Source organism: Micromonospora sp. NPDC048040 (assembly GCF_055587185.1).
In genome coordinates this window covers 1-20,658 of record NZ_JBVJGT010000045.1, presented here as the reverse complement: position 1 = coordinate 20,658, position 20,658 = coordinate 1, and the positions used below count along the sequence as shown (strand labels likewise).

At 69.2% G+C, this 20,658-nt stretch carries 17 protein-coding genes and 3 pseudogenes; 6 read left to right on the top strand and 14 right to left on the bottom strand.

Annotated features, from left to right (window positions below; all coding sequences use genetic code 11):
* Positions 1–16: 16 nt before the first annotated feature.
* Both ACZ6O2_RS28475 and ACZ6O2_RS28470 read right to left on the bottom strand, forming a co-directional pair.
* Positions 17–691, bottom strand: a complete 675-nt coding sequence (locus ACZ6O2_RS28475; protein WP_466024988.1) for a cytidylate kinase family protein — start codon at positions 689–691, stop codon at positions 17–19.
* Between the two features lie 479 nt (positions 692–1,170).
* Positions 1,171–1,827 (bottom strand): hypothetical protein, encoded by a 657-nt coding sequence (locus ACZ6O2_RS28470; protein ID WP_466024987.1) that lies wholly within the window; start codon positions 1,825–1,827, stop codon positions 1,171–1,173.
* 554 nt (positions 1,828–2,381) lie between these two features.
* Here ACZ6O2_RS28470 and ACZ6O2_RS28465 point away from each other — a divergent pair.
* The gene (locus tag ACZ6O2_RS28465; protein ID WP_350712472.1) at positions 2,382–2,954 is read left to right on the top strand and encodes a GNAT family N-acetyltransferase; all 573 of its coding nucleotides are present in this window, start codon (positions 2,382–2,384) and stop codon (positions 2,952–2,954) included.
* Positions 2,955–3,122: 168 nt separating this feature from the next.
* Here the strand turns inward: ACZ6O2_RS28465 and ACZ6O2_RS28460 are convergent, their stop codons facing one another.
* A complete protein-coding gene (locus tag ACZ6O2_RS28460; RefSeq protein WP_466024986.1) occupies positions 3,123–3,650 on the bottom strand; it encodes a VOC family protein in 528 nt (175 codons plus the stop codon).
* A gap of 179 nt (positions 3,651–3,829) precedes the next feature.
* Between ACZ6O2_RS28460 and ACZ6O2_RS28455 the strand changes: the two genes are divergently transcribed.
* Positions 3,830–4,396: a DinB family protein gene (locus ACZ6O2_RS28455; RefSeq protein WP_466025010.1), complete on the top strand. Its 567-nt coding sequence runs from the start codon at positions 3,830–3,832 to the stop codon at positions 4,394–4,396.
* 219 nt (positions 4,397–4,615) lie between these two features.
* Here ACZ6O2_RS28455 and ACZ6O2_RS28450 read toward each other — a convergent pair whose 3' ends face one another.
* The gene (locus tag ACZ6O2_RS28450; RefSeq protein WP_466024985.1) at positions 4,616–5,698 is read right to left on the bottom strand and encodes an FAD-dependent monooxygenase; all 1,083 of its coding nucleotides are present in this window, start codon (positions 5,696–5,698) and stop codon (positions 4,616–4,618) included.
* A gap of 85 nt (positions 5,699–5,783) precedes the next feature.
* On the opposite strand from ACZ6O2_RS28450, the gene ACZ6O2_RS28445 reads away from it, so the two are divergent.
* Both ACZ6O2_RS28445 and ACZ6O2_RS28440 read left to right on the top strand, forming a co-directional pair.
* A complete protein-coding gene (locus tag ACZ6O2_RS28445; RefSeq protein ID WP_466024984.1) occupies positions 5,784–6,380 on the top strand; it encodes a TetR family transcriptional regulator in 597 nt (198 codons plus the stop codon).
* 315 nt (positions 6,381–6,695) lie between these two features.
* A complete protein-coding gene (locus ACZ6O2_RS28440; RefSeq protein ID WP_466025009.1) occupies positions 6,696–7,358 on the top strand; it encodes a Type 1 glutamine amidotransferase-like domain-containing protein in 663 nt (220 codons plus the stop codon).
* A gap of 364 nt (positions 7,359–7,722) precedes the next feature.
* On the opposite strand, the gene ACZ6O2_RS28435 is transcribed toward ACZ6O2_RS28440, so the two are convergent.
* The 9 genes from ACZ6O2_RS28435 to ACZ6O2_RS28395 form a co-directional block, all read right to left on the bottom strand.
* Positions 7,723–8,745, bottom strand: coding sequence for a C40 family peptidase (locus ACZ6O2_RS28435; RefSeq protein WP_466024983.1), 1,023 nt, complete (start codon positions 8,743–8,745; stop codon positions 7,723–7,725).
* 362 nt (positions 8,746–9,107) lie between these two features.
* On the bottom strand, positions 9,108–10,097 hold the full coding sequence (locus ACZ6O2_RS28430; protein ID WP_466024982.1) for a DUF932 domain-containing protein: 990 nt from the start codon (positions 10,095–10,097) through the stop codon (positions 9,108–9,110).
* Positions 10,098–10,171: 74 nt separating this feature from the next.
* The gene (locus ACZ6O2_RS28425) at positions 10,172–11,356 is read right to left on the bottom strand and encodes a MarR family transcriptional regulator (RefSeq protein WP_466024981.1); all 1,185 of its coding nucleotides are present in this window, start codon (positions 11,354–11,356) and stop codon (positions 10,172–10,174) included.
* 370 nt (positions 11,357–11,726) lie between these two features.
* Positions 11,727–12,458: a hypothetical protein gene (locus tag ACZ6O2_RS28420; RefSeq protein WP_466024980.1), complete on the bottom strand. Its 732-nt coding sequence runs from the start codon at positions 12,456–12,458 to the stop codon at positions 11,727–11,729.
* An 81-nt stretch (positions 12,459–12,539) separates the two neighbouring features.
* Entirely contained in the window at positions 12,540–13,229 is a 690-nt protein-coding gene (locus ACZ6O2_RS28415) for a hypothetical protein (protein ID WP_466024979.1), read from the bottom strand.
* A 309-nt stretch (positions 13,230–13,538) separates the two neighbouring features.
* Positions 13,539–14,393 carry a replication-relaxation family protein gene (locus ACZ6O2_RS28410; protein WP_466024978.1) on the bottom strand — a complete coding sequence of 285 codons (855 nt, stop codon included), beginning with the start codon at positions 14,391–14,393 and terminating at the stop codon, positions 13,539–13,541.
* Positions 14,394–14,602: 209 nt separating this feature from the next.
* Complete coding sequence (locus ACZ6O2_RS28405) at positions 14,603–17,071, bottom strand: type IV secretory system conjugative DNA transfer family protein (protein WP_466024977.1); 2,469 nt, start codon at positions 17,069–17,071, stop codon at positions 14,603–14,605.
* Positions 17,068–18,771: a VirB4 family type IV secretion system protein gene (locus ACZ6O2_RS28400; RefSeq protein ID WP_350712488.1), complete on the bottom strand. Its 1,704-nt coding sequence runs from the start codon at positions 18,769–18,771 to the stop codon at positions 17,068–17,070. The genes ACZ6O2_RS28405 and ACZ6O2_RS28400 overlap by 4 nt, the downstream gene beginning before the upstream one ends.
* 44 nt (positions 18,772–18,815) lie before the next feature.
* Positions 18,816–19,718, bottom strand: coding sequence for a PrgI family protein (locus ACZ6O2_RS28395; protein ID WP_350712485.1), 903 nt, complete (start codon positions 19,716–19,718; stop codon positions 18,816–18,818).
* On the opposite strand from ACZ6O2_RS28395, the pseudogene ACZ6O2_RS28390 reads away from it, so the two are divergent.
* Positions 19,676–19,870: pseudogene (locus ACZ6O2_RS28390) on the top strand (DUF5372 family protein); the annotation flags it as partial. The gene ACZ6O2_RS28395 and the pseudogene ACZ6O2_RS28390 overlap by 43 nt on opposite strands.
* A 232-nt stretch (positions 19,871–20,102) precedes the next feature.
* A pseudogene (locus ACZ6O2_RS28385) lies at positions 20,103–20,423 on the top strand (recombinase family protein); the annotation flags it as partial.
* Here ACZ6O2_RS28385 and ACZ6O2_RS28380 read toward each other — a convergent pair.
* A pseudogene (locus ACZ6O2_RS28380) lies at positions 20,392–20,658 on the bottom strand (transposase); the annotation flags it as partial. The pseudogenes ACZ6O2_RS28385 and ACZ6O2_RS28380 sit on opposite strands and share 32 nt — an antisense overlap.

Below are 20,658 nucleotides of genomic sequence, written 5' to 3'. Positions count from 1 at the left end.
CCCTACTAAAGCGTGGTCAGTGTTTTTGGGTCTCCCAGACCGGCTGCTGGGGCTCGTCGTTGTGCACGATGATGTCGACGTGATCGGTTGGGCGGACCGTAGCGAAGTAGAGCTGTTGGGAGGGGATGTAACGCTCGCGCCAGCGCCGTTCGACTTCGGCCCGAGATGACACCCGGCGCTCTCGGATGACGGCACGATCCACGGTCGTCTCGAGCGCGGTCGACACGAAGATGCGCAGGTCCCACCGATCAATCAGTTCCGGGCGCATGAGGAAGACGCCGTCGAAGACCAGCACGGCGTCGGCGGGGGCAGTCGTGACCGGCGGGGACAGGGCAGTATCCGCGGTGCGGTCGTAGACCGCGTGTTGGAAGCGTCGATCTCCGCCTGGGCCGAGCGGATCGAGCAGAACCCGGTTCAGCGCGTCGTAGTCGTGGGTGTCGAAGTAGCAGCCTTCGGCCGAGTACTCGCCGCGTGGATAGCGCTGTGCCCGTGGGAAGAGGAAATCGTCGATTGTTGCGCGGATGACGTCGCGGCCCTGCATGCGCAAGGCGACGGCCAGTTCGTCGGCGAGGGTGGTCTTGCCTGCGGCGGGCGGTCCGTCGATGGCAACCCGCGTTGGGTGTGCGACTGTGGCGGACCCGACTGCCTCAGCCAGGCGGCCGAGCAACTCGTCGCGGGTGCCTTGGTCCATGTCCTATCCGTCCTAGCTAGTCTCGCGAAGGTTGCCATGTCGAGCCGACCTTATGCGCGCCAGGCTCTTCGCACGCGCCACTGTCCGAGTGAGCAAGGTTGCCGCATGTGGAAGCGGCTTCGGTCGCACACGGATGGTCATGCCGGCGCTGGTCGCTCGGCATAGCGTGACCGGTCATGCCGCGATCAGAGTGGGGGAGCGTGGAGTCAGTGTGCCGTCGGTGCCGGCCTGCGGCGAATCCGCCACCACAGGTGGACGAGGATCGGTGGCAGCGCGATCGCGGCGGCGGCGAACGCAAGTGCTCGGGTGCGCCGTTGCTGGATTTCTTCACGTAGTTCTTCGTAGGTGGCCTGGTGTTCGATGACGTCGCCGCGGGACCGTACGCATTCGTCGCCGGGCCCGATCTGGTGCGATGATCTAAGCACCTGAGGGACGGCTCGTAACTCGGTGGTCGGTCCATGATGGATTATGTCGGGGCCTCACGCCGATGCCCCCACGCTTTCCCCTGAATCGGCCAGCCGAGTGTGACGGCGCCAGCAGTCGGCGCCCCGCCCCAACGTGTCACCGAGGACGTTCGTGGGCGTGGGTGGCGAGCACCGCGCGCAGTTGCGATGGATCCGCCTCGACCAGCCCACGTTTCGGCAGCACCACTGACATTGCGCGATGCCCTTCGAGGCCAGCAAAACAAACGACCGGTTGGTCTCGATGTAGTAGGGATAGTGCGACCAGGCGGTCGTGGCATCCCCGGTGCTGGTGCGGAGATGGATGCCGGCATCGGTCGCCGTGGCGTGGACGGGCTGGGACAGCCAGGGGTTCCCGCGTACGAGGAGTCGAGCCTGCCAGCGATAGATCGCTGCGGTGAGGAGGCGGAGCAGCAGGATGGCGACCCCTGCGATGACGGCTGTCACCGCCAGCGCGATGGCCAAAGCAATGGCGGCGGCACCCGCCGACAGTTCCCAAATCTCGGCGGAGATGAATCCCATGATGGCGGCGCCCAGTGCGGCGACCGCGAGGACGGGAACCAGCCAACGACCCCATAGGCGGTGCTGCTGAGCTGCGATACTGTCGCGCAGATCGTCATCCGTCAGGGTGTAGGCAAGCTGAATCGGGCGGATCGTGGCGCGCGCGGGCAGCATAGATCAGCACCTTAGCGTGACGGGTCGTGGCGTGGCTCGCGGCCACAGTTGCGGTCTCCGTTGGACGGAACCGCTCCCGTTCCCCGTCGGCCGACTTGGCCAAAGTGGCCAGGGCATGGCGGTGAGCTGTTGCTGCCCAGCGTGCTCCGCAGCGAGCAGGCCAGATGGGGTCCGCGCATGACAGCGACAGTCCGATGCACCCAGGGCTCGGGTATCCGCTTTTCGGCACGTCCGGATGCATGCACCCGTGAGCTGGTTACCTTGCGTGACGAGCGCATCGCGGCAGGCCCGGGCGCCGTACGCCCAAGGCCAATGTGTCTGGGCAGTGCAGCTGCCACAACTCGGAGACGTTAGGGATGGCCAGACGCATCCGCTCTTCAGCGATTAGCGCATTACTCAGCATCACGACAAGCCTCTGCGGTCCGCGTACGGACGTGCCGATGAGCGGGCACGTCGTTCTGCCCGTCCCCTGTCTGCCGAGAAAGCCCGTTGCGAGTGGCCGGCATCGGATGTTTGGTTGATCGGCCACCAGTATGGGAGGCAAGATGACGCGTATGTCGCTGCCCACCCCCACGCTGCACACCGCTCGGCTGCGACTGCGTCCCTTCAACGACGCGGATGCGAACGGCCTCTTCGCGCTGCACAGCAGCGCCTACGTGCTGCGCTACTGGGACGCGCCGCCGTGGAGCGAACGCGTGCGCGCCGAGCGGTTCATCACGGCTTGCCGGCAGATGGCAGAGGAAGGCACCGGGACGCGGCTGGCGGTGGACCGGGTTTCCGACGGGGCGTTCATCGGCTGGTGCAGTTTGACCCGGTGGAATCCGGACTACCGCAGCGCGTCGCTGGGCTACTGCTTCGACGATGCCGCGTGGGGCCAGGGCTACGCGACGGAGGCCGCACGCGTTCTGCTGCGGTGGGCATTCGACACGCTGGACCTGAATCGAGTCCAGGCCGAGACCGATACGCGCAACGCGGCATCTGCCCGCGTCCTGGAGAAGCTCGGATTCGTGCGTGAAGGGACGTTGCGGGAAGACTGCGTCGTGAACGGCGAGGTCTCGGACTCGTGGGTTTACGGGCTGATCGGGCGGGAGTGGCGGCCGTCGTCCGAGCCGGTTCCCGCCCGCTAAGTCCTCCTCGCTCGCGAGAGGGCGCCCGGCCTCCGGGCGCTTCGTTCCGCTGGTTGGAGGGGCCGGCACAGGGCACTCTCTTGCCAAGATCCGAGAGCCGAGCGCAACGTAGCGCCACCCAGCCAGCTCAGCCCCATCATGCCGATCTGCCGATGAGCGGATGTCTGATCATGCTGAGCCAGGTTCGGGCCTGCGGCTTCTGCGCGAAGATGTGGTCCGTGACGAGCGTGGGGCATCGGCAACGCCTGGACGGCCGCCTGCTGGCCTGTCGGGGTCGGCCGGGTCGGGGCTGGCCCGCCGCGGGGACGCCTCGTAGGAGATGAACTCGAGCAGGCTTCCATCAGGATCGCGAAAGTAGACGCTCGTCCCTGTCCCGCCGGCACCGAATCGCGGAACAGGTCCTGTTTCCACCTCGACATTGTGTTGTCGCAGGTGTGCCACCGCCTCCTCGATCGGCCCCTCCCAGACGAAGCAGATGTCACTGTTCCCCGGGCGAACGGGGAGACGGGCAACGTTGTCCGCAAGGTCGACACCCGGCCCATGAACGTTCAACTGGTTGGGACCGACTCGGAACGCAACGCGGTCGCCGCCAACGCTGATCACCTCAGCACCGACGACATCACGATAGAAGTCGGTGGAGACCCGCCAATCCGAGACAGCAATGACGGCGTGGTCCAGCCGAGTCACGGGCACCATCTCACGACCCTACTTCGCGAGGTCGCCCACGGTCGTCCGGATCTGCCGCATTCCGCTCGTCGCGGCTGTCGACGACTGGTCCGGACCGGGAAGTGCCGTTGTGTAGGGCTTCGGGTCCTGACGTTCTCGTCGTAGGTTTGATTGGGTCGCCTGTCAATCTCTACTGTCGCGCCGTGGATGTGGACTGGAACGCGGAGTTGGTCGACCAACTTGAGTGGCACTGGCAGCATCAGCTTCGGCCACGGCTGGACGGGCTGACCGATGACGAGTACTTCTGGCAGCCGGTCCCCGGCTCCTGGACTCTAAACCGGCGCGGCCAGAGTTCTGCGCCGACGTCGATCGGCGCAGGCGAATTCACCTTGGACTACGCCAGCCCGCCCCACGACCGCGCGCCGGTCACCACGATCGCCTGGCGGCTGGCGCACCTCATTGACGTGTTCGGGCCACCCACCGCACCCCACTTCGATGGCTCGCTTGCTGGTCACCGGGCCGTCGCCTACCCGGACACCGCCGAGGCAGCACTGCGCCAGCTCGACGACGGGCACGATGCGTGGATCCGCGATGTCCGCCACCTCGGCGCAGCCGGATTAGCTCAGCCGCAAGGCACCATCTCACCGCCGGAGTACGCGGGCGCACCGATCGCGAGGCTCATCCTGCACGTCCACCGCGAGGTCATTCACCACGGCGCCGAGATATCGCTGCTGCGGGACCTCTATCTATGGAAAGGCAGCCGAGGTCACCTCTGACGTCCCAGTAGTCGTACCGATCTGGTGCACGCGCATGCCGCGAAGCGCTCGTCACGCAAGGTAACCAGTTCACGGGTGCATGCATCCGGAATTGCCGATGAGCGCATCGCAGCGCTCATGCCTTATCTTCGGGTCGCTTTCAGCGGTTCTGTCGCTCGATGCCGCGCCGGACGAGGCCGCGGATGCCGGGGAGGGTGATCGCTCGGATTATGGCGTCGTTCATCCAGACGTGACGTGGAACCGGCTCGGTGGCGCGTACTGGTACATGCCGCGGCGGGCGAGCGCCTGCCGCTTGACGATCTCGGGGCGTAGGCCGGTCTCCCATTCCGCGAGAGCGGAGGGGATGTCGTGGCCGTGTCGCTGTAGGGCGGTGCCGAGCTGGTTGGCGCCGGCGAGTGCTAGGGCCGCGCCGTGCCCGGCGAAGAGGGTGACGCACCAGGCCGCGTCGCCGAGGAGCACGGTCCGGCCGGTGCTCCATCGTGGCACATCCACCTGGCTGATTCGGTCGAAGTAGGCGCCGGCCGGGTCGGTCTCCAGGTGACGGATCACCTCGGGTACGCCCGCGGCCAGGTCTCCGAACGCTGCGCGAAGCGCGTCCACCGGTCCGCGTTCCAGCTCCCGCCGTGGGTTCGCGCAGCGGTACGTGAAGAAGGCCGAGGACCGTTGCGGGCCCAGGTTGATGATTGCCGCCGTGCGGCCTGGGCCGATGAAGGTCGTGGCGGACGACTCGGGTACGGCCGCTACCGGATGCGTAATCGGGAACGCGGCCACGACGTACGGCAGGTCGACGCGATGATCGGGGCCGAACATCGCAGTCCGGGTCGCGGAGTGAACGCCGTCGGCGCCGATGAGCAGGTCGGCGTCCTCGGTGGTGCCGTCGCTGAGCCTGATCCCTACCTGGTCGGCCTCCTGGTTGATGGTGGAGACGGTGGTGCCGAAGCGGATCTCGGCGTGGTCGCGTACCTCTTCGTACAGTGCGGTCTCGAGGTCGCCTCGGAACACCGTCATGGTGCGGGGGCCCAGTGTGGCCTCGGCGACGGCTGAGGGCACCGTGAGCTTCGGCCTCCCGTCCGCTCGGACCAGCACGGTAGTGAACAGGCCCAACGCGCGGTCGGAGAGGGCGGGGATCAGCCCGAGCCGCTCGGCGGCGTCGTAGCCCGCGCCGAGCAGGTTCACCAGGTAGCCACCGCTGCGCCGGGCCGGGGCGCGTTCCACGACGAGCGTGTGCCATCCGTCCAGGGTCAGTCGTAGGGCCGTGGCGAGACCGGCTATACCGGCACCGACGATCACCGCTCGTTTCATCCGCACTCCCAGGCCAGAATGAGCAACTGCTCAAACAGTATGAGCACATGCTCATATCGGCGCAACATGATTTAGACTTCGGGGCATGCCACGCGGAGTCGCCATCGCCGAACCTCGGCAGCACCTGTTCGCTGCCGCGGAACGCGTGATCGCCGCAGAAGGCCCCAGCCAGCTCACCAGCCGAGCCGTGACCCGCGAGGCCGGCGTCGCCACGGGGCTGCTGTTCGCCCACTTCGCGAACTTCGACGACTTCCTGGTCGGCTACGCGGTCGACCGGAGCTTCCAGATCGCCGGCGCTGCGGCTGGCCTACCCGGGCGCGTTGGCACCGGCACGGTCGCCGCGAACCTCAGCGAGACAGTCCTCGCGACCCCGTTGATCACCCTGCTGGCCATCACCCGGCTGATCGCCTCTCGGCCGGCGTTGGCGGCAGACGTCGAAGCGGTGCTGGGCAACGGAACCGCCGCACTGCGCCCACTCGAACGCGCAGCCGTCGAATACCTGGTCGCCGAACAACAACTCGAACGGATACCTGCAGGCACCGACACCGAGGCGCTGGCTCTGGCCGTGGTCGGCGTGCTCCACCACGTCGCACTCACCGACGGAACCGACCCGGCGGCAGATGGCCGCATCCGCCGCACCATGGCCGCACTGATCGACGGCTCCCAAGCCGTCACTTCCTGACTCGATCCCGCGCGACCAGACACCCGCCGCCAACCACCATCCGGACCTGCCGCGAAGCGCTCGTCACGCAAGATAGTCGGCTCACGGGTGCAAGCATCCGGACGTGCCGATGAGCGGTCGCCGCGACATGCGCATCCTGCGTGCGTCGGTCGGGTGCACGTGTTGTGCGGGGGTGGGACCGGGTGGAGGATTAATGGGCAATCGCACCCGGCGACCTGAGGGAACTCTGAAAAGGTTGCCCGACCTCCGATGAGTTCCAGCACGGTGCCGGGTCTTCAGGCATATCCACCTTTCGCGCGCGAATTTGGAGGCACCTTGAAGCTCTTGCTTACGTCAGGCGGCGTCACGAACCCAAGCATCCACTCGGCGCTCGTGCAGCTCCTCGGCAAGCCGATCGCCGAGTGCCACGCCCTCTGCGTCCCGACAGCACAGTGGGGTCACCCGATGTGCGGTCCGAAATCGGTGCGGGGTTTCGTAGCCGCCGAGCCCATGTTTCAGTACCTGTCCGGCCTGGGTTGGGCGTCGCTCGGTGTCCTCGAGCTCACCGCACTGCCCACCATCGGCGCGGAGCGATGGGTCCCCTGGGTCCGGGAGGCCGACGTACTCCTGGTCGACGGCGGCGACGCGACGTACCTGTGCCACTGGATGCGGGAGTCCGGGCTGGCCGATCTGTTGCCATCGCTGCCCGACGCGGTCTGGGTGGGAGTGAGCGCCGGAAGCATGGTGATGACGCCCCGGATCGGAACGTACTTCGTCGAGTGGCCGTCCGCGCCGGACGACCGCACCCTGGGAGTCGTCGACTTCTCGATCTTCCCGCACCTGGACGCTTTCCCCACGAACACCCTGGCCGACGCAGAGCGGTGGGCCGCCGAAATCGGTGTCCCGGCCTACGCCATCGATGAGCAGACGGCCATCAAGGTCGTCGACGGCTCCGTCGAGGTGGTCTCTGAAGGGAAATGGAAGAAGTTCGGGTCATAGCCGCCCGGCATCCGTGACGTCGCGTCGTTGGACGTGACCCCGTCGACTTGCAGCACTTCCGAGAGCGCCCGCCCATGTCGCAGGTCGCCTGCGTTGCGGCCATCCGGATCTGCCGCGAAGCGCTCGTCACCGAAGGTGACGTCGGCGCCGGTCGCCGATGTCTGGACGTGCTGATGAGCGCGCACGCGAACAGCGGTGCCGGCCGCGGGTCAGGGGTGCCGGATTCGTAGCGGTTCTTTTCCGGCTTCGCCACTGGTCGCACCTCGGACCTGGTCAGACGCGCGCTTCTGCCGTGATCCGCTCGTCGCGATTTTGACATTGCGACTCGGCGCCAAGCGGGATCGAGGCTGAGAACGTACGCCGATCAAGGTGCAACGATGCGGCGAATTGCTGCGATCCGGGTGATCCAACTACTCAGCCGAGTGATCTTGACAACGTCGCCGGTCTTCGGGGCTTGGATGATGAGCCCTTCACCGAGGTACATGCCGACGTGGCGCGGGTTGGCCATGGTGCCTTTGCTGCCGGGGATGAGGACGAGGTCGCCGGGCAGCATGAGCGCCGGGTCAGCCACGGGCTTCCCGGCGTTGGCCTGGTGGGTGGTGATGCGGGGGATTGAGATGCCGGCCGCCCGGTACGCCGACTGCATCAGCGACGAGCAGTCGCATTGCTTGTCGGGGTCACCGGAGTGTGGGTCGGTGCAGGTTCCGCCGAAGTAGTAGGGCGTGCCGAGCTGGTTCACGGCCCAGAGGATGGCGGTGGTCACGGCGGGTGGGGTGCTGGCGGGTAGTGCGAACCCGGCTGGGAGGGCGGCGAGCGCGTTGGTGGTGCAGTCGGCGAGGGTGCTGGTCAGCTGCTCCACCACGTGCAGGGCGTCGTTGGTCCACTTGGTGTACGCGTCTGGGAAGGCGGAGATCTGTACCGCCTGGGCGGCTTGGGTGAGCGGCATCGTCTCCCAGCCGGGGATGGTCAGGAGCTTGTCGAAGAACTTGCCCGCTTGGTAGGCGGGATCGGACAACTGCTCGACGGTGCCCCAGCCCTGGCTCGGGCGTTGCTGGAACACCCCGATCGAGTCGTGGTCGTTGCGGTCGCCGAGGAACGGCAGGTCTCGTAGGCCGGATTCCTGCATGGCGGTGGCGACGCCGACGACCCAGCCCCAGCGGGACACGCCCTTAGCGACGCCGACGTCGATGATGGTCGCGGCGATGTCGAGCTGCTCGGTGTCCCAGGTGCTGGTGTCGGGTGGCTGGCCGGAGGGGCGTACGGCGGGTGCGGCGGCGATGCCGCATCCGCCGGCGCCTCCGCCGAGGACGGACGACAACAGCAACATGGGCAGGCCGAAGCAGGCGACGATGACGACGGTGACGATGCCGATGATTGCCTTGGCCATGGTGGTTACCTTTCGTGCAAACAAAAAGGCCGGTCTACGCGCGAGTGCGCGGCCGGCAGGGGGTGAATTGGGGATACGGGTTAGAGGACGTGGATGAGCCGCAGCAGCCCGTGGGCCTTACGGAGGAAGTCGGCGATCAGATCGCTGGCCTCGAACAGCGGGTGGCGGCGACGCCTCGGTAGCTGGCGGCGTCCGAGGCGTAGTGGTAAGGGGGTAGCGGATATGGGCGCTCATTGGCTGCCCGCCCGGTTTGATCGCCACCTGGTCGTGCCCGGCTGTGCCATGGGGCGTGTCTCTTCCTGTTTGCGGGCCGGGGCGGCGGCACGGGTGACCGCCGCCCCGGGGGGTGTGGACGAGGGTGGTCAGACCTTGAGCAGGTCGAAGGCGGCCAGCTTCAGGTCGCCGACGTTGCCGGTCAGCACCCGGTTGGCGCGGGCGATCTCGTTCTTGGCGGGCTGGTAGTGGTCGAGGTACTCGGTGATGGCCTGGAATCCGGCCCACCGGCTGCCGGTGATGGCTTTCTGGGTGTCGGCCTCGCGGATCAGGTACTTAAGCGTGCCGAGCCGCTGCTTGGCGTTGTTGCGGGTCTGCTCGGAGGCGTTGTCCTTGACCGGCCACACCTGCGCGACGACGTTCTCGAACTCGCGCATGGTCAGCTCGGTCTGGAGCATCCGTTCGGCGGCTTTCTCGAAGGTCTCCATGTATTTCCACATCAGGCCGAGGGCTTCGCGGGCCTGGCTGATCTGGGAGTTGACGTTGGAGGTGTGCCGGAACGTGTAGTGCCCGACCGCGTTCGCGAAGGCGGCGCGTTGGGTATTTGCGCACACCACCCGGATCGGGCTGGCGTCCACCCGCAGCGCGGCGGTGCCGTCATGCGACGTGGTGCCGATCAGGTAGATGTCCATGCGGTCCACCCCGCCGATTTCCATCGCGTCCGGGAGCTTCAAAGTGACGAACACGCTCTTGCCTCGGCGCAGGCTGCCGGCGGTCTCGAAGTGGGCGCCGCCCACCTGATCCACGAGGCGATCCAGCATCTCGGCGCACTGTTCGTTCTGGACCACGGTGTAGTCGGTACCGACGATGCCCAGGTACTCCGTCTGGCCGGTGACCGGGTTGCGGCGCACGGTCATTCGCTTGTCGTCGGCGGGGATCTGCACCTCGACGCCGTCGACGAGGTCGATGCCGACGGTGCGGATGGTGCGGACGCCCCAGTCGCCGAGGCGGGCGGCGGCCATGATCTCCTCGGCCTTCATCGTGTCCTGGGTGACGGTGCCCAGCTGGTGCCAGGCCGACAGGCGGGCGCTGGCGAAGGCGGTCGTTCCGTCCGCGAACGTCTCCAGTTCGTGCGGCACGGGGTTCTCCTCTCGATGTGCCGCAGGGGCCGAGCACACGGCCCGGCCCCCGCAGTGGGACAGGGATTCGTGGGTCAGGACTGCTCGGCGGCGTTGCCGCCCTGCTCGGTGCTGCCGGCGTCGGCCGGCGCGGGGTAGGCGAAGGTCAACGGCGTGTCGGAGACCAGGAGGATGCGGCCCGCGGCGGCGGCCTTGGTGCAGTTGTTGCGCACCGCCCCGGAGCTGACCACGCGGCCGAGCTGCCCGCTGATGGCGGTGGCGATGTCCTGCGGGGTCATCGCCGTGCCGGGGTTGGCGGCCAGGACGTCAAGGGTCAGCTTCTCCAGCTCGCCCCGGCCGAACGGCTGGCTGCCGTCGGCGTTGACGGGGATGTCGCCGCGCCGGCCCACGCTCCTGGCGACGCCCGTTGCGCGGCCGGTGGTGCGGGTGGGCAGGGTGACGACGTGGGTCTCACCGTCCGGGCCGACGACGTGCAGCGTGCCGTCGGGACGTATCAGCGGCAGCACCGTCGCCGTGGCGCTCGGCGCGGTCGCCAAACTTCGGTTGACCTGGAGGCAGAGCGGGCAGCGGGGCGGCTCCGGGTTGGGGTCGACCTCGCTGGCCTTGGTCGGACCCGGGGTCCACCGTTCCGGCAGGCCGGGCAGGCGGCGCGCGGCGTCGGCCTGCTCCATTGCGGTCAGCAGCCGGGTAGCGGTCGGGTGCCCGATGCCGCTTTCGGCCACGATTACGTCGAGCGTTGCGCCGTCGTCGCCGTGGTCGGCCAAGACGCCCTTGATGGCCATGACCTTGCGGTCGCCGGGACGCGTCGGCTGCGCAACGGTGACCGCACGACCCTCGTCGTCCTCGCCCTCGTCGCTGTTGTCGTCCCGGTCGGTCTCGTTGCCCGGCCGGTCGGCCGGCTCGGTGTCGCCGGTGTCCGGCTCGTCGGCCGCGTTGTCGAGGTCCGGGCCGTCGAGATGCTCGGTCTCGTCCGCGCCGGCCGTGTGCTCGTCGCCGACGTCGGCGGCGTCGTTCGGCACAGCGTCGGTGGCCTCTGCCAGGGTTGCCAGGGACCACCGGGTCGGCGTGCCCTCGGCCGGGTCGGCATCGGTGCTCACCGCGACGATCACACCGGCGTCGGCCAGGGTCTTGATCGCCTTGTCGGTCGTCGACCGGGCCTTGCCGGCCTTGTCGGCCAGCTCGTGGACGTTGCCCTGACCGATCTCGGTCAAGGCGTCGAGGACGGCCCGCGTGGCAGGCGTCAGGGAAAGGTTCTCCATCGAGTTCCCTCCTTGGGAACGTGGGTTGGGAATGCCGGGCACGGTGTTGTGCCGGGCGGTGGTGCGCCGGTTCGCGGGCAGCGGTCGGCGTGGCAGGCGCGTGAACGGTGCGCTGCCGTGCTTGGTGCTGCTGGATTGCGGCCCGGTGGCCTCGGTGCTGCGGGATGCAGCCGAAAAGGGTTAGTGGCCAAAGACGGCAAACTCGTCGGCCGCGGTTCGCAGGATGTAGCGCCCGCACTCGGCGAGGTCGCGGTAGATCCCGGCGTCAGAATGGTGCGCGGCGGCGGGGATGGGATCGGCGGCGTGCTGGGCGAGGGTGTGGTTGGCCGCGAGGGCGACCGAGTGACCAGACCGCGTCGAGGTGCCGCTTCTAACTGGCGAGGTGAGCGAGTTCCGCCGGGGTGAGCTGGGTGGGGGTGCGGCTACTCCAGGCGTCGGAATGGCGCAGGTGCCACCAGCGCAGCAGCGACCGGCAGGCCGAGGCCAGGTCGTCACACACCGGCAGCGGGTACGCCATCCCGGAGTGGATCTGGCAACGCCGCGGGTCGGTGTACGCGGTCGGCGCCCACCTCTGGTCGGTCTCGGTGACCTCGCCGACGACGCGATCCGGGTACGGGATATCGAAGGCACTGGCGGCCTCGGCGTCGGGTATCACCAGCCAGGTGCGCGGGTCTTTGAGCCGCAGCGTCGCCACGCCACGCGACGGGTCGCCGCGCCGCAGGAGCAGATGCCGCTCGTCGCCGTCGCCGATCGACCGGTGGTTGCGCCAGGCACGGTAGGCGGTGACGAGTGCGGCCCCGAGCACGATGTGCCGCTCGCGGGCGACGAGCGCGTCGGTGAGCGCCTGGTGGTAGCCGGCCATGTGCAGGTCGGCGCGGGCGGCCAGCCCCTGCCGGGCCGTTTCGGCAAGCACACCCACCCGGACGAGGGCCTGGTCGAGGCTGGTGGTGCTGTCGGTGAACTCGCGGGCGGTCTTGTGCAGGACGCGGGCGAGTTCGCCGAGGGCGTCGAGGGCGGCGGTGTCGTGGCGCCACAGGTGCTCGGGTAGGACGTCGTTGGTGTCGGCGGCGATGCGCCGCAGCGCCGGATCGGTCAGGAACATCGGAATTCTCCTTGGCGGGCGTCGGGTGCGGACATGCCGAGGACCGGTCGCAGTGGGACTACGACCGGTCTTCGGTGTGTCTCAGGCGGAGGTAACTGTGACGGCGCACAGTCGTGCGTTGGAGCGCAGGCTGCGCACGTAGGCGCATGCCTCGTTGAGGAAGCGGAACTGGTCTGCGACGGAGTCGCTGGCTGGGGCGAGGAGGCGGCCGTCGGTGGTGATCAGCGCGTCGCCGATCAGCGCGATGCGCCAGTAGAGCCCGACGTAGGTGGCTTCGCCGGCCTGGTAGACGGACAGCTCGTAGGGGTCGAAGGATCCGGCGAGCATCGCCAGGACGCGGGGCTGTTGCTCGAAGCGGCGGCGGGCCTCGTCCAGGGTGACCTTGGCCGGGTCGGCGTGGTGCTGGGCGAGGTAGTCCTCCCAGGGGCGGGCGGGCTTGGTGCTGGCGTTGATGTGGGTGTTCCAGGCCCGCCAGCGCAGTGCGGCGCCGTTGGCGGCCTTGGCGGCGGTGCCGGTCAGGTCGAGGCGGCTCTTGCGGCCTCCGGCGGCCAGGGTGACCGCGCCGAAGCGTCGGGCGGCATCGAGCAGGTAGTAGCCGAGGAACCGGGTCAGCCAGCCGATGAGGCGGCGGTGGCGGACGCGGTAGCGGCGAGCCGGGGTGCCGCTGACGTGCAGGAGGTCGTGGACCTTCTCCGAGGCGGCGAACCAGTCGGCGTCTTCGCCGGGGGCGAAGCAGACGGTGACGACCAGATCGGTGAGCGACTTGGGCATGATGGCGTGCTCCCTTCGCGACAAGGGCGGGCATGAAATGGGGTGTGGGGTGGTGCCACCGAGCGCGACGTCTGAGCCGGGAAGCTGCCGTGAAGGCGCGGGGCGTGGATCACGAGCCGACCGCATGGGGTGGGCTGCGGGTGATCCCGCTGGAGCGGGCAGATCCGAGGAGGAACAGACGGGCGGCGGTGCGAGCAAAGAGGAAGCTGCACCGTAGCGTCGTGACCTGACAGCACCCGCCCTGTCAGGAACTGCGATCATGCCTGTGACCTGTACTGACAGAACTCGCCGTGCGCCTGTCAGGGTCTGTCAGAGGACGAAGCCTCCGTCGTCGTCGTAGTTCGGGTTGTCCGCCACGGGCTGGCCGTGGTCGCTGGGCAGTTCGGCGAGCCGAACCCGACCGGTGGCGCCGACCGGGAGCCAGACCGCTTCGGCAGGGTCGCTGGTGTGGGTGGCGGTCGCGACCGGGACATCGCCGCGCCGGGCGTGCAGGAGTTGGTGGAGGTGTTCCTCGCGGTGGTGGCTGCCGAGCCAGAACAGCACCGGGTAGCGGGGGCCGCCGCGGCGGATCAGCTGCGCGTACCGGTCGAGCTTGGCCACCACCCGGCCCAGGGGTTCGGTGCCGGTGTCGGCTTCCAGGAAGAACCCCACCGTGGTGTCGCCGACGCTCCACAGGCCGTGCCCGTCGGCGGTGATGGTCCGGTACTGCTTGGTGGTCAGCGACTCGGGCCACCACCGGTCCAACCGCGCCGCGGGGTGGTGGCGGGCGTGCGCGGTGAGCTGGACGAAGAACTCGTTTGTCGTGAGCAGGTGCGTCAGGTGTGGGTTCGCCGACAGCCGCTGCACGGTCTGCCGGCTCGTGCGGAGGGTGGGTTCGGGGCGTTGGTGGGCGGCGGCTTGGAACCGGTGCCCGTTGTGGCCGAGGGTCCAGTGCCATGGTTGGCTGCCGCCGCCGTCGCGGGCGAACCGGAACCGGTCCAGCAGGTCCAGGGCGGCAAGCTCGCCGAGGCGGATCTGACAGGTGCGGCGGGCGTGGAACAGGATGCGGTGGATCTGGTCGGTGGTGAGGACGTGGTGGTCGTCGAGGAGTTGGAGCAGCAGGCGGTCGCGGCTGGTGATGTGGGGATAGATGGCCAGCAGGCCGGCGGAGCGCGATTGCGGCATAGGTGGTTTCACCCCGTGGAGAGAGAGTCCCGTAGGGAGTCGGGATAAGTCGATCTCGCGTTCGGTCCTGTTGTCGGGCGGGTTTGGGCAGGTCAGGCACCTGACAGGGTGGGTGCGGAGGGCTCGTCTGGGGCCTCGTGTCGCGGACACCCCCAAACGAGCCCCCGATGCCGCACCCAGCCGAGCCCCCGAACGCACGACCCGAGTGGTCAGCGGTCGGGGGAGTGCATGCGCCGGCGCATCGCCGTGCGGGCGAGCTGCTGCATCGGTGGCTCACCATCAGCGCGGCGGTGGATGGCGGCGCACTCCTGCCGGATCGCGGTCGCCTCACCCACGACCCGGGCCGGCGGGTTGGTGGTGAAGGTGAACGCGGGCAGCTCCCGGTTGCCGACCAGCAGCCGGGCGGCAGCGGTGTAGACGTCGAGGTGGGCGAGGTCGTGCTCGTCCAGCTCGGGTGTGGTGTGCCGGGACAGCTCCCTGGCGTCAGCCGGGTCGACGGTGAAGAACAGCTTCGTCCGCGCGTTGGCCGACACCGCCGCGGCCAGGTCCTTGGGTAGCTGCGCCAAGTCCTGGTGCGCGAGCACCAGCCCGAGCCGGAACCCGCGGGCCTCGGCCAGCATGTCCCCGACACTGCCCGGCAAGGTGAGGAAGTTCTGGCACTCATCGATGTAAAGGCAGGCGTCCCTACGCTGGTCCTCGGGAATGGTGGCCCGCGCGATGGCGGCCTGCCACACCCTGGCGACGATCATCGAGCCGAGGATGCGGCTGGTCTCCTCGCCGAGGACGCCCTTGGGCAGCCGGCACAGCAGGACTCCGCCGTCGAGGACACGGCCCATGTCAAACGACGAATGGGCGTTGCCGATCACCGATTTCACGAAATCACGAAGCAGGAAGGCCCGCAGCCGGGCGAGGACAGGCGCGATGACCTGGCCCCGGAACTGCTCGTTGATGCCGTCGTACCAGAGCCAGAACCCGCCGAGCCCGTCCGGGTCGTCCAGGCCGTGGGTGAACCTGGCCCGAAACTCCCGGTCCTGCAACAGCGACGGAACCAGACTCAAGGTCGGTTTGGCGTGCCGCATCAGCGTGAGACAGGCGACGCGCATGGTGTCGTCCATCCGCGGACCCCATTGGCCTTGAAAAATCTTGGCGAAGATCCCGACGAGGTTGTCCACGGCCAGATGCGGATCACCCTGATCGTCGAGAGGGTTGAAACAGCCCGGGTTCTCCTGGTCGGGATCAATAATCACGATCCTTGTGCCGTGGGAGGCGGGCAGCCGGTCGAGAATGTCGGTGATGAGGTCACCACGCGGGTCGATGACCACCGTTCCACGGCCGGACTTGATGTCGCTGAGGATCATGTTCAGCAGCAGCGTGCTCTTACCGACGCCGGTCTTGCCGACCACGTGCACATGTTGGCGGGCGTCGGTGACGGTCAGGCCGACGCTGTGGTGACCGATCTGCGACCGGCCGAGCACCTTCACGCCTCGGCCGCCGGCCGGCACCTGCACCGGCGCCGGCACGGCCTTGGCCCGCGCCCGATTGAGGCCCGGCACCGCGAGGTCCTGCGGCAGCGCGGCGAGGGCCGCGAGCTCCGGCACGGTGGCCAGGAAGCCACGCCGCAGCCGCCGTGCGGCGATCGTGGCGACCGGTCGCGGCACCTTCATGCGTCGTAGCTGGTTCGGGCCGGTGTACGCCGCGGCGGCCGCGGCGATGGTGTGCCGAAGCTCGATGAGGCGTGTGCGGATGTGCGCGGCCCGCTGCGCGTCCGGTGGTGTTGTGCCAGTGTCGGCCGCCACGGCGAACCGGACCGCGATCTCGAAGTGGGGCACCCGCACGGCCTTGTCCACGACCGTGCGAGCGTCGGCGGCGGCCACCGGGTCCCGCGCGGCCGTCCGCCCCGCGGTGGAGCCCGCCGGGGTGTGCGGTCGGGACGAGCCGGGCGTGAAGACATCAAGAAGCCACAGCAGCGGTTCGATGGCCAGCCTCGTCGCGCCCGCGACGGCGCGGGTGGCCACATCGGGCCGCCCGTGGGGATGGCTGCTGGTGCTCGCCGCCGCCCGCCTCGCCGCACGGACGCGGCGAGCGGGTGCCGGGCGGGCGAGGATCTGCACGCACGCGTGTTCACGGTGGCGTACCTCGGCCCCGGCGGCGAGCAGCGCCCGCAGCGGGTCGGCGTCGTGCTCGCTGCGCAGCGGCAGCACGTCGGTGTGCTGCGGCCAGTGCGCCCCACCCACCTCCTCGGCGATGGTGTGCGGGATCGGCGCGGCGGCGTCGGCGGTGGTCATGGTCGCGGCGGGCCAGGCTGCCCGGACGGCGGCTTCGACCGCGCCCGGCGGCACCGTGCCGGGTACCCACACCCGAATGGTCAGGGCACGCCCGGTCCAGGTGTATTCCCAGCCGACGTGCGGGTAGCCGAACACTCGCCGGCGCCACACCGAGGGCGTCAGCACGCCGACGAGGGTGGTCCAGAAAGCGGCGGCGGCCTCGGCGGTGACCTGCGGCGGGGCGGCGATGGTCAACCACCGCGCACCGGTCGCGAACCGCCGGTGCCGCCAGGCGAGCACCTGATCGTGGCCGAACACCGTACCGACGATCGTGGCGGCGGCGATGAAGCCGAGCCACGGCCGGGCGATGATCCAATGCCCGACATCGGCGGGCCAGGTCGCGGTGGCCATCATCGGGCCTCCCCGATGCCGGTCACGGCGATCCGGTGCTCGGCCGCCGACCCGACAGCGCGGAACGGAATCCGGCTCCGGCCTGCGACGAGCAAGCCCTCGCCGCGCGGCGCCGACAGCAGCAGCCGTGACTCTCCAGCGGTCAGGCTGAACGCGTCACTAACGGCGTCGATGGACTGCGTGCTCTGGCGCATTAGCACCTGGGTCGCGGCATTGGACACCACGGCGAGGCCGAGGTCGGTCGACAGCACGTCGGCCGCGTCCTGGGTGATCACGCACAGACCCGCCGCGCGTTTGCGGGCCGCCTTGGCCATCCGGAACAGAAACCGGCTGCCTTCGCCGTCGCGCATCAGCAGCCACGCTTCGTCCACCACGACGAGCTGCCGCCGCCGGCGGGCGCCCGTGGCCGCAGTGTCGATGCCCGACCAGATTGAGTCGAGGGCCAGCAGCGTGCCCACGGTGCGTAGCTCGTCGGGCAGGTGCCGCAGCGACCACACCACCAGATGCCCGCGCGGGGTGGTGGTGGTCGGCCCGTCGAACAGGCTGGCGAAGTTCCCGACCGTCCAGGGGGCGAGCCGGGCGGCGAGCTGCCCCGCGGCCGGGTCGTCGTCAGCAGCCAGCACCTCGGCCAGGTCCCGCAACAGCGGCGCGGGCCTGGTCCAGGTGGCCGGGTCGCCGTTGATCCCCGCCGTGGCGTAGGTGGCGGTGATGGCCCGATCGAGGGCGGCGCGTTCGGCCGGCGGGGGAGCAGCCCCGAGCATGACCGAGATCAGCGTGTGTAGGTACAGCCCGCGCCGCGTCAGGGCGTCGGGCCGGTTGTCGGCGGGCAGGTCCAAGGGGTTGATGCGGACACCGGATTGGCCGAGTTGCACGACCGTGCCACCGACATGCTCGGCGAGGGGCGCGTACTCGTCCTCCGGGTCGATCACGCTGACGGTCGTGCCCTGGTACAGGTTGCGCAGCACCTCCAGCTTGACGAAGTACGACTTCCCCGCGCCGCTGCGCGCCAGGACCACGCTGTTGTGGTTGTCCTGCGCCCACCGGTTCCAGACCACCACGCCGTTGGACGTGGGGTTGACGCCGTACAGCACGCCGTCGGGTGGGGCGACGACGCCGGGGGCGGGGGCGGCGAGGTCCGCCGAGGCGAGGGGGAACGCCGCCGCGAGGGCGGTGGTGTCGAGGATGCGGCGCATCCGCAGCGGGTCCACGCCGACCGGCAGCGTGGCCACCCAGCCCTGCTGGTGGCGGAACGTGGCCGGCTGCAGATCGAGGAGAACGCTGGCGGCGGCCGACTTCACGCCCGCGGTGACGGTGCGCAGCTCGTCGAGGTCGCGAGCGTGAATGGTGACGTAGATGCCGACCTCGAACAGCTTCGCCGCGCCGCGGGCGACGCGTTCGGCGAGGTCAGCCGCGTCTGCCGCCGCCGCCTCCACCAGCGGGTCACCCAAGCGTCCCTGGTCGGCGTCCAACCGCCGAGATGATTCGAGGCGGGCACGCTGGCGTTTGAGCATCGGCGCGGCCAACTGCGGCAACACCGGGTCAAGGTGCACCGCGACATCGACCCGGCCGGGGTAGGACAGCAGCGGATCGAGCCAGGCGGGGCCAACCTCGGCCGGGTAGCCGCAGACGGCGTAGGTGGCGGCGTATCCGTCGCCGACCTGTACGTGCGACGGGGTGACCGACAACGCGGCCGGGGAAGGCATGCCTTCCCCGGCCGCGACACTCTTCTTCTTTGGCTTCAACAGGTTCACGGTGTGCTCCGTAGGGTGATTGGGGCGCCGGGCACCGCGCGAGGGCCAGGCGGTGGGGGAGAGAAGGGGTCTACTGCGGCGGCCAGCGCGGAGGCGACGGCCGGCCCGTCGAGTGCGGCGGCTTCGACACCGAGGCCGGACAGCGCGCGCACGGCGGTGTCTGCCGCGTGTTCCCCGGTGACGACGGCGAGGACCTGACGGCGCAGCGGATCACGCTCGTTGTCGAGGTCGAGAAGGAACTCGGCGTAGTCGTCGGCGGCGGCCCGCAACGCCGGATGCGGCAGGCGCGGCGCGTGGTCGACCGTCGCCTGCGCGTACGCGGTCAGGTCGTGCCGCTGGGCGGCCACGACGATCTGCGCCGGCCCGGTCAAGCTGTTGAGGAACCGACCGAACCCGTCCAGCAGCGCTGCCTGCTCGCTGCCGGTGCGTAGGTGGATGTTCGTGGTGCCGCAGGCGATCAGGACCTTGTCGCTGCCCTCGCTGGTGAGCACGCCGGTCGGGCTGACCGCCGTGACCGGAGAGCGCAGCGGCGCCGGGACGCTCGGCCTTGCGGCCACGACCGCGACCGCGCTTGCCCGAGCCGTACCCGGCGCGAGCGTGCGCGGACTACGGGACAGCGTGAACCCGTGCCGCAGCCACACGTCCAGCGGCAGGCCGTCACGGCGGCCGAGCGCCACCACGATCGCGATGGCCATCACGATGACCCCGGCGACGATCCAGACCACCGGCGGCAGCAGGGGCCCGAACGTGCGGTAGAGACCGAACCCCGCCAGGCCGACGCCGCCGATGATGCCGAGCTGCCGGAACGTCAGCCCGAACGCGATACGGTCGGGCTCGTTGACGTTGGCCGGAATCCGTGCCGTATACGGCCCGTCAGTCTCGTCGTACTTCGGACTCATTGGTGATCACTCATCCGTTCCATCCGTTGAAGGGGCAGAGCTTGGTTGTGCTGTTCACGCAGCGCAAGCGGCATGGTCTGTTCTTCGTGTGTGAGGTCGAGGGGAGGCCGCGGATCACGGTGGCTCAGGACTGGACCGACCGGGGTGTCGCGGCGGCATCGGATCGGCTGGCGGTGGAGGGCTTGTCGGCGGCGCGGGCGCTGATCGACAAGATCGATCCAGCGTTAGCGGTGGCGGATTCCCATGAACTGGCTCCCGACGCTGAAGTGAACGGTGGTGGCCCGAGCGGCCGGGAACGGGGACAGATGAACGGGTGGGACGTTCGCCAGGCCGTGATGGTCGTGGCGAACATGGTCGAATCGCTGTTGCACGGAGCAAGCAGTGATGACGTCCAGCTCGAAGATCACCTCGAGTCATCTGTCGAGGCTGGCGATCGTGTACCTGCGGCAGTCGTCGATGGCGCAGGTGCGGCAGAACACCGAGTCCACCGCCCGGCAATACGGGCTGGCGACGACCGCCGCCGAACTCGGGTGGCTGGCCGGGCAGATCGTCGTCGTCGACGCCGACCTGGGTGTGTCGGGCCGGTTCGGGTCCGAACGCGACGGCTACCGGGAGATCGTCGCGAAGTTGTGCATGGGCGGGGTCGGGGCGGTGTTCGGCCTGGAGGTGTCACGATTCGGGCGCTCGAACGCTGACCTGACCCGGCTGATGGAGTTGGCGAGGCTGACCGACACGCTGCTGATCGACGCCGATGGCGTGTACGACCTGGCTGCTCGAGGTCGCCGCGCAGGCCGGGGTCGGCGCCGTAGACCTCGTCGCCGGTCACCCACCCCGCCGGGACACCGGCGTCCAACGCGGCAGCGATCATCTGCCGGGCCAGCGCAGGCTTCGTCGCGAACTCGACCTCGTCTGGAACGCCGGCGGCGGCGAGACGCTCAGG

Excerpts from the sequence above, each read along its gene's own strand:
- ACZ6O2_RS28420 (WP_466024980.1), bottom strand. The coding sequence starts at position 12,458 with ATGTTCCTGACCGATCCGGCGCTGCGGCGCATCGCCGCCGACACCAAC.
- ACZ6O2_RS28465 (WP_350712472.1), top strand. The coding sequence starts at position 2,382 with ATGTCGCTGCCCACCCCCACGCTGCACACCGCTCGGCTGCGACTGCGT.
- ACZ6O2_RS28400 (WP_350712488.1), bottom strand. The coding sequence starts at position 18,771 with ATGCCTTCCCCGGCCGCGTTGTCGGTCACCCCGTCGCACGTACAGGTC.
- ACZ6O2_RS28435 (WP_466024983.1), bottom strand. The coding sequence starts at position 8,745 with ATGGCCAAGGCAATCATCGGCATCGTCACCGTCGTCATCGTCGCCTGC.
- ACZ6O2_RS28410 (WP_466024978.1), bottom strand. The coding sequence starts at position 14,393 with ATGCCGCAATCGCGCTCCGCCGGCCTGCTGGCCATCTATCCCCACATC.
- ACZ6O2_RS28475 (WP_466024988.1), bottom strand. The coding sequence starts at position 691 with ATGGACCAAGGCACCCGCGACGAGTTGCTCGGCCGCCTGGCTGAGGCA.
- ACZ6O2_RS28425 (WP_466024981.1), bottom strand. The coding sequence starts at position 11,356 with ATGGAGAACCTTTCCCTGACGCCTGCCACGCGGGCCGTCCTCGACGCC.
- ACZ6O2_RS28395 (WP_350712485.1), bottom strand. The coding sequence starts at position 19,718 with ATGAGTCCGAAGTACGACGAGACTGACGGGCCGTATACGGCACGGATT.
- ACZ6O2_RS28445 (WP_466024984.1), top strand. The coding sequence starts at position 5,784 with ATGCCACGCGGAGTCGCCATCGCCGAACCTCGGCAGCACCTGTTCGCT.
- ACZ6O2_RS28470 (WP_466024987.1), bottom strand. The coding sequence starts at position 1,827 with ATGCTGCCCGCGCGCGCCACGATCCGCCCGATTCAGCTTGCCTACACC.
- ACZ6O2_RS28415 (WP_466024979.1), bottom strand. The coding sequence starts at position 13,229 with ATGCCCAAGTCGCTCACCGATCTGGTCGTCACCGTCTGCTTCGCCCCC.
- ACZ6O2_RS28450 (WP_466024985.1), bottom strand. The coding sequence starts at position 5,698 with ATGAAACGAGCGGTGATCGTCGGTGCCGGTATAGCCGGTCTCGCCACG.
- ACZ6O2_RS28405 (WP_466024977.1), bottom strand. The coding sequence starts at position 17,071 with ATGATGGCCACCGCGACCTGGCCCGCCGATGTCGGGCATTGGATCATC.
- ACZ6O2_RS28460 (WP_466024986.1), bottom strand. The coding sequence starts at position 3,650 with ATGGTGCCCGTGACTCGGCTGGACCACGCCGTCATTGCTGTCTCGGAT.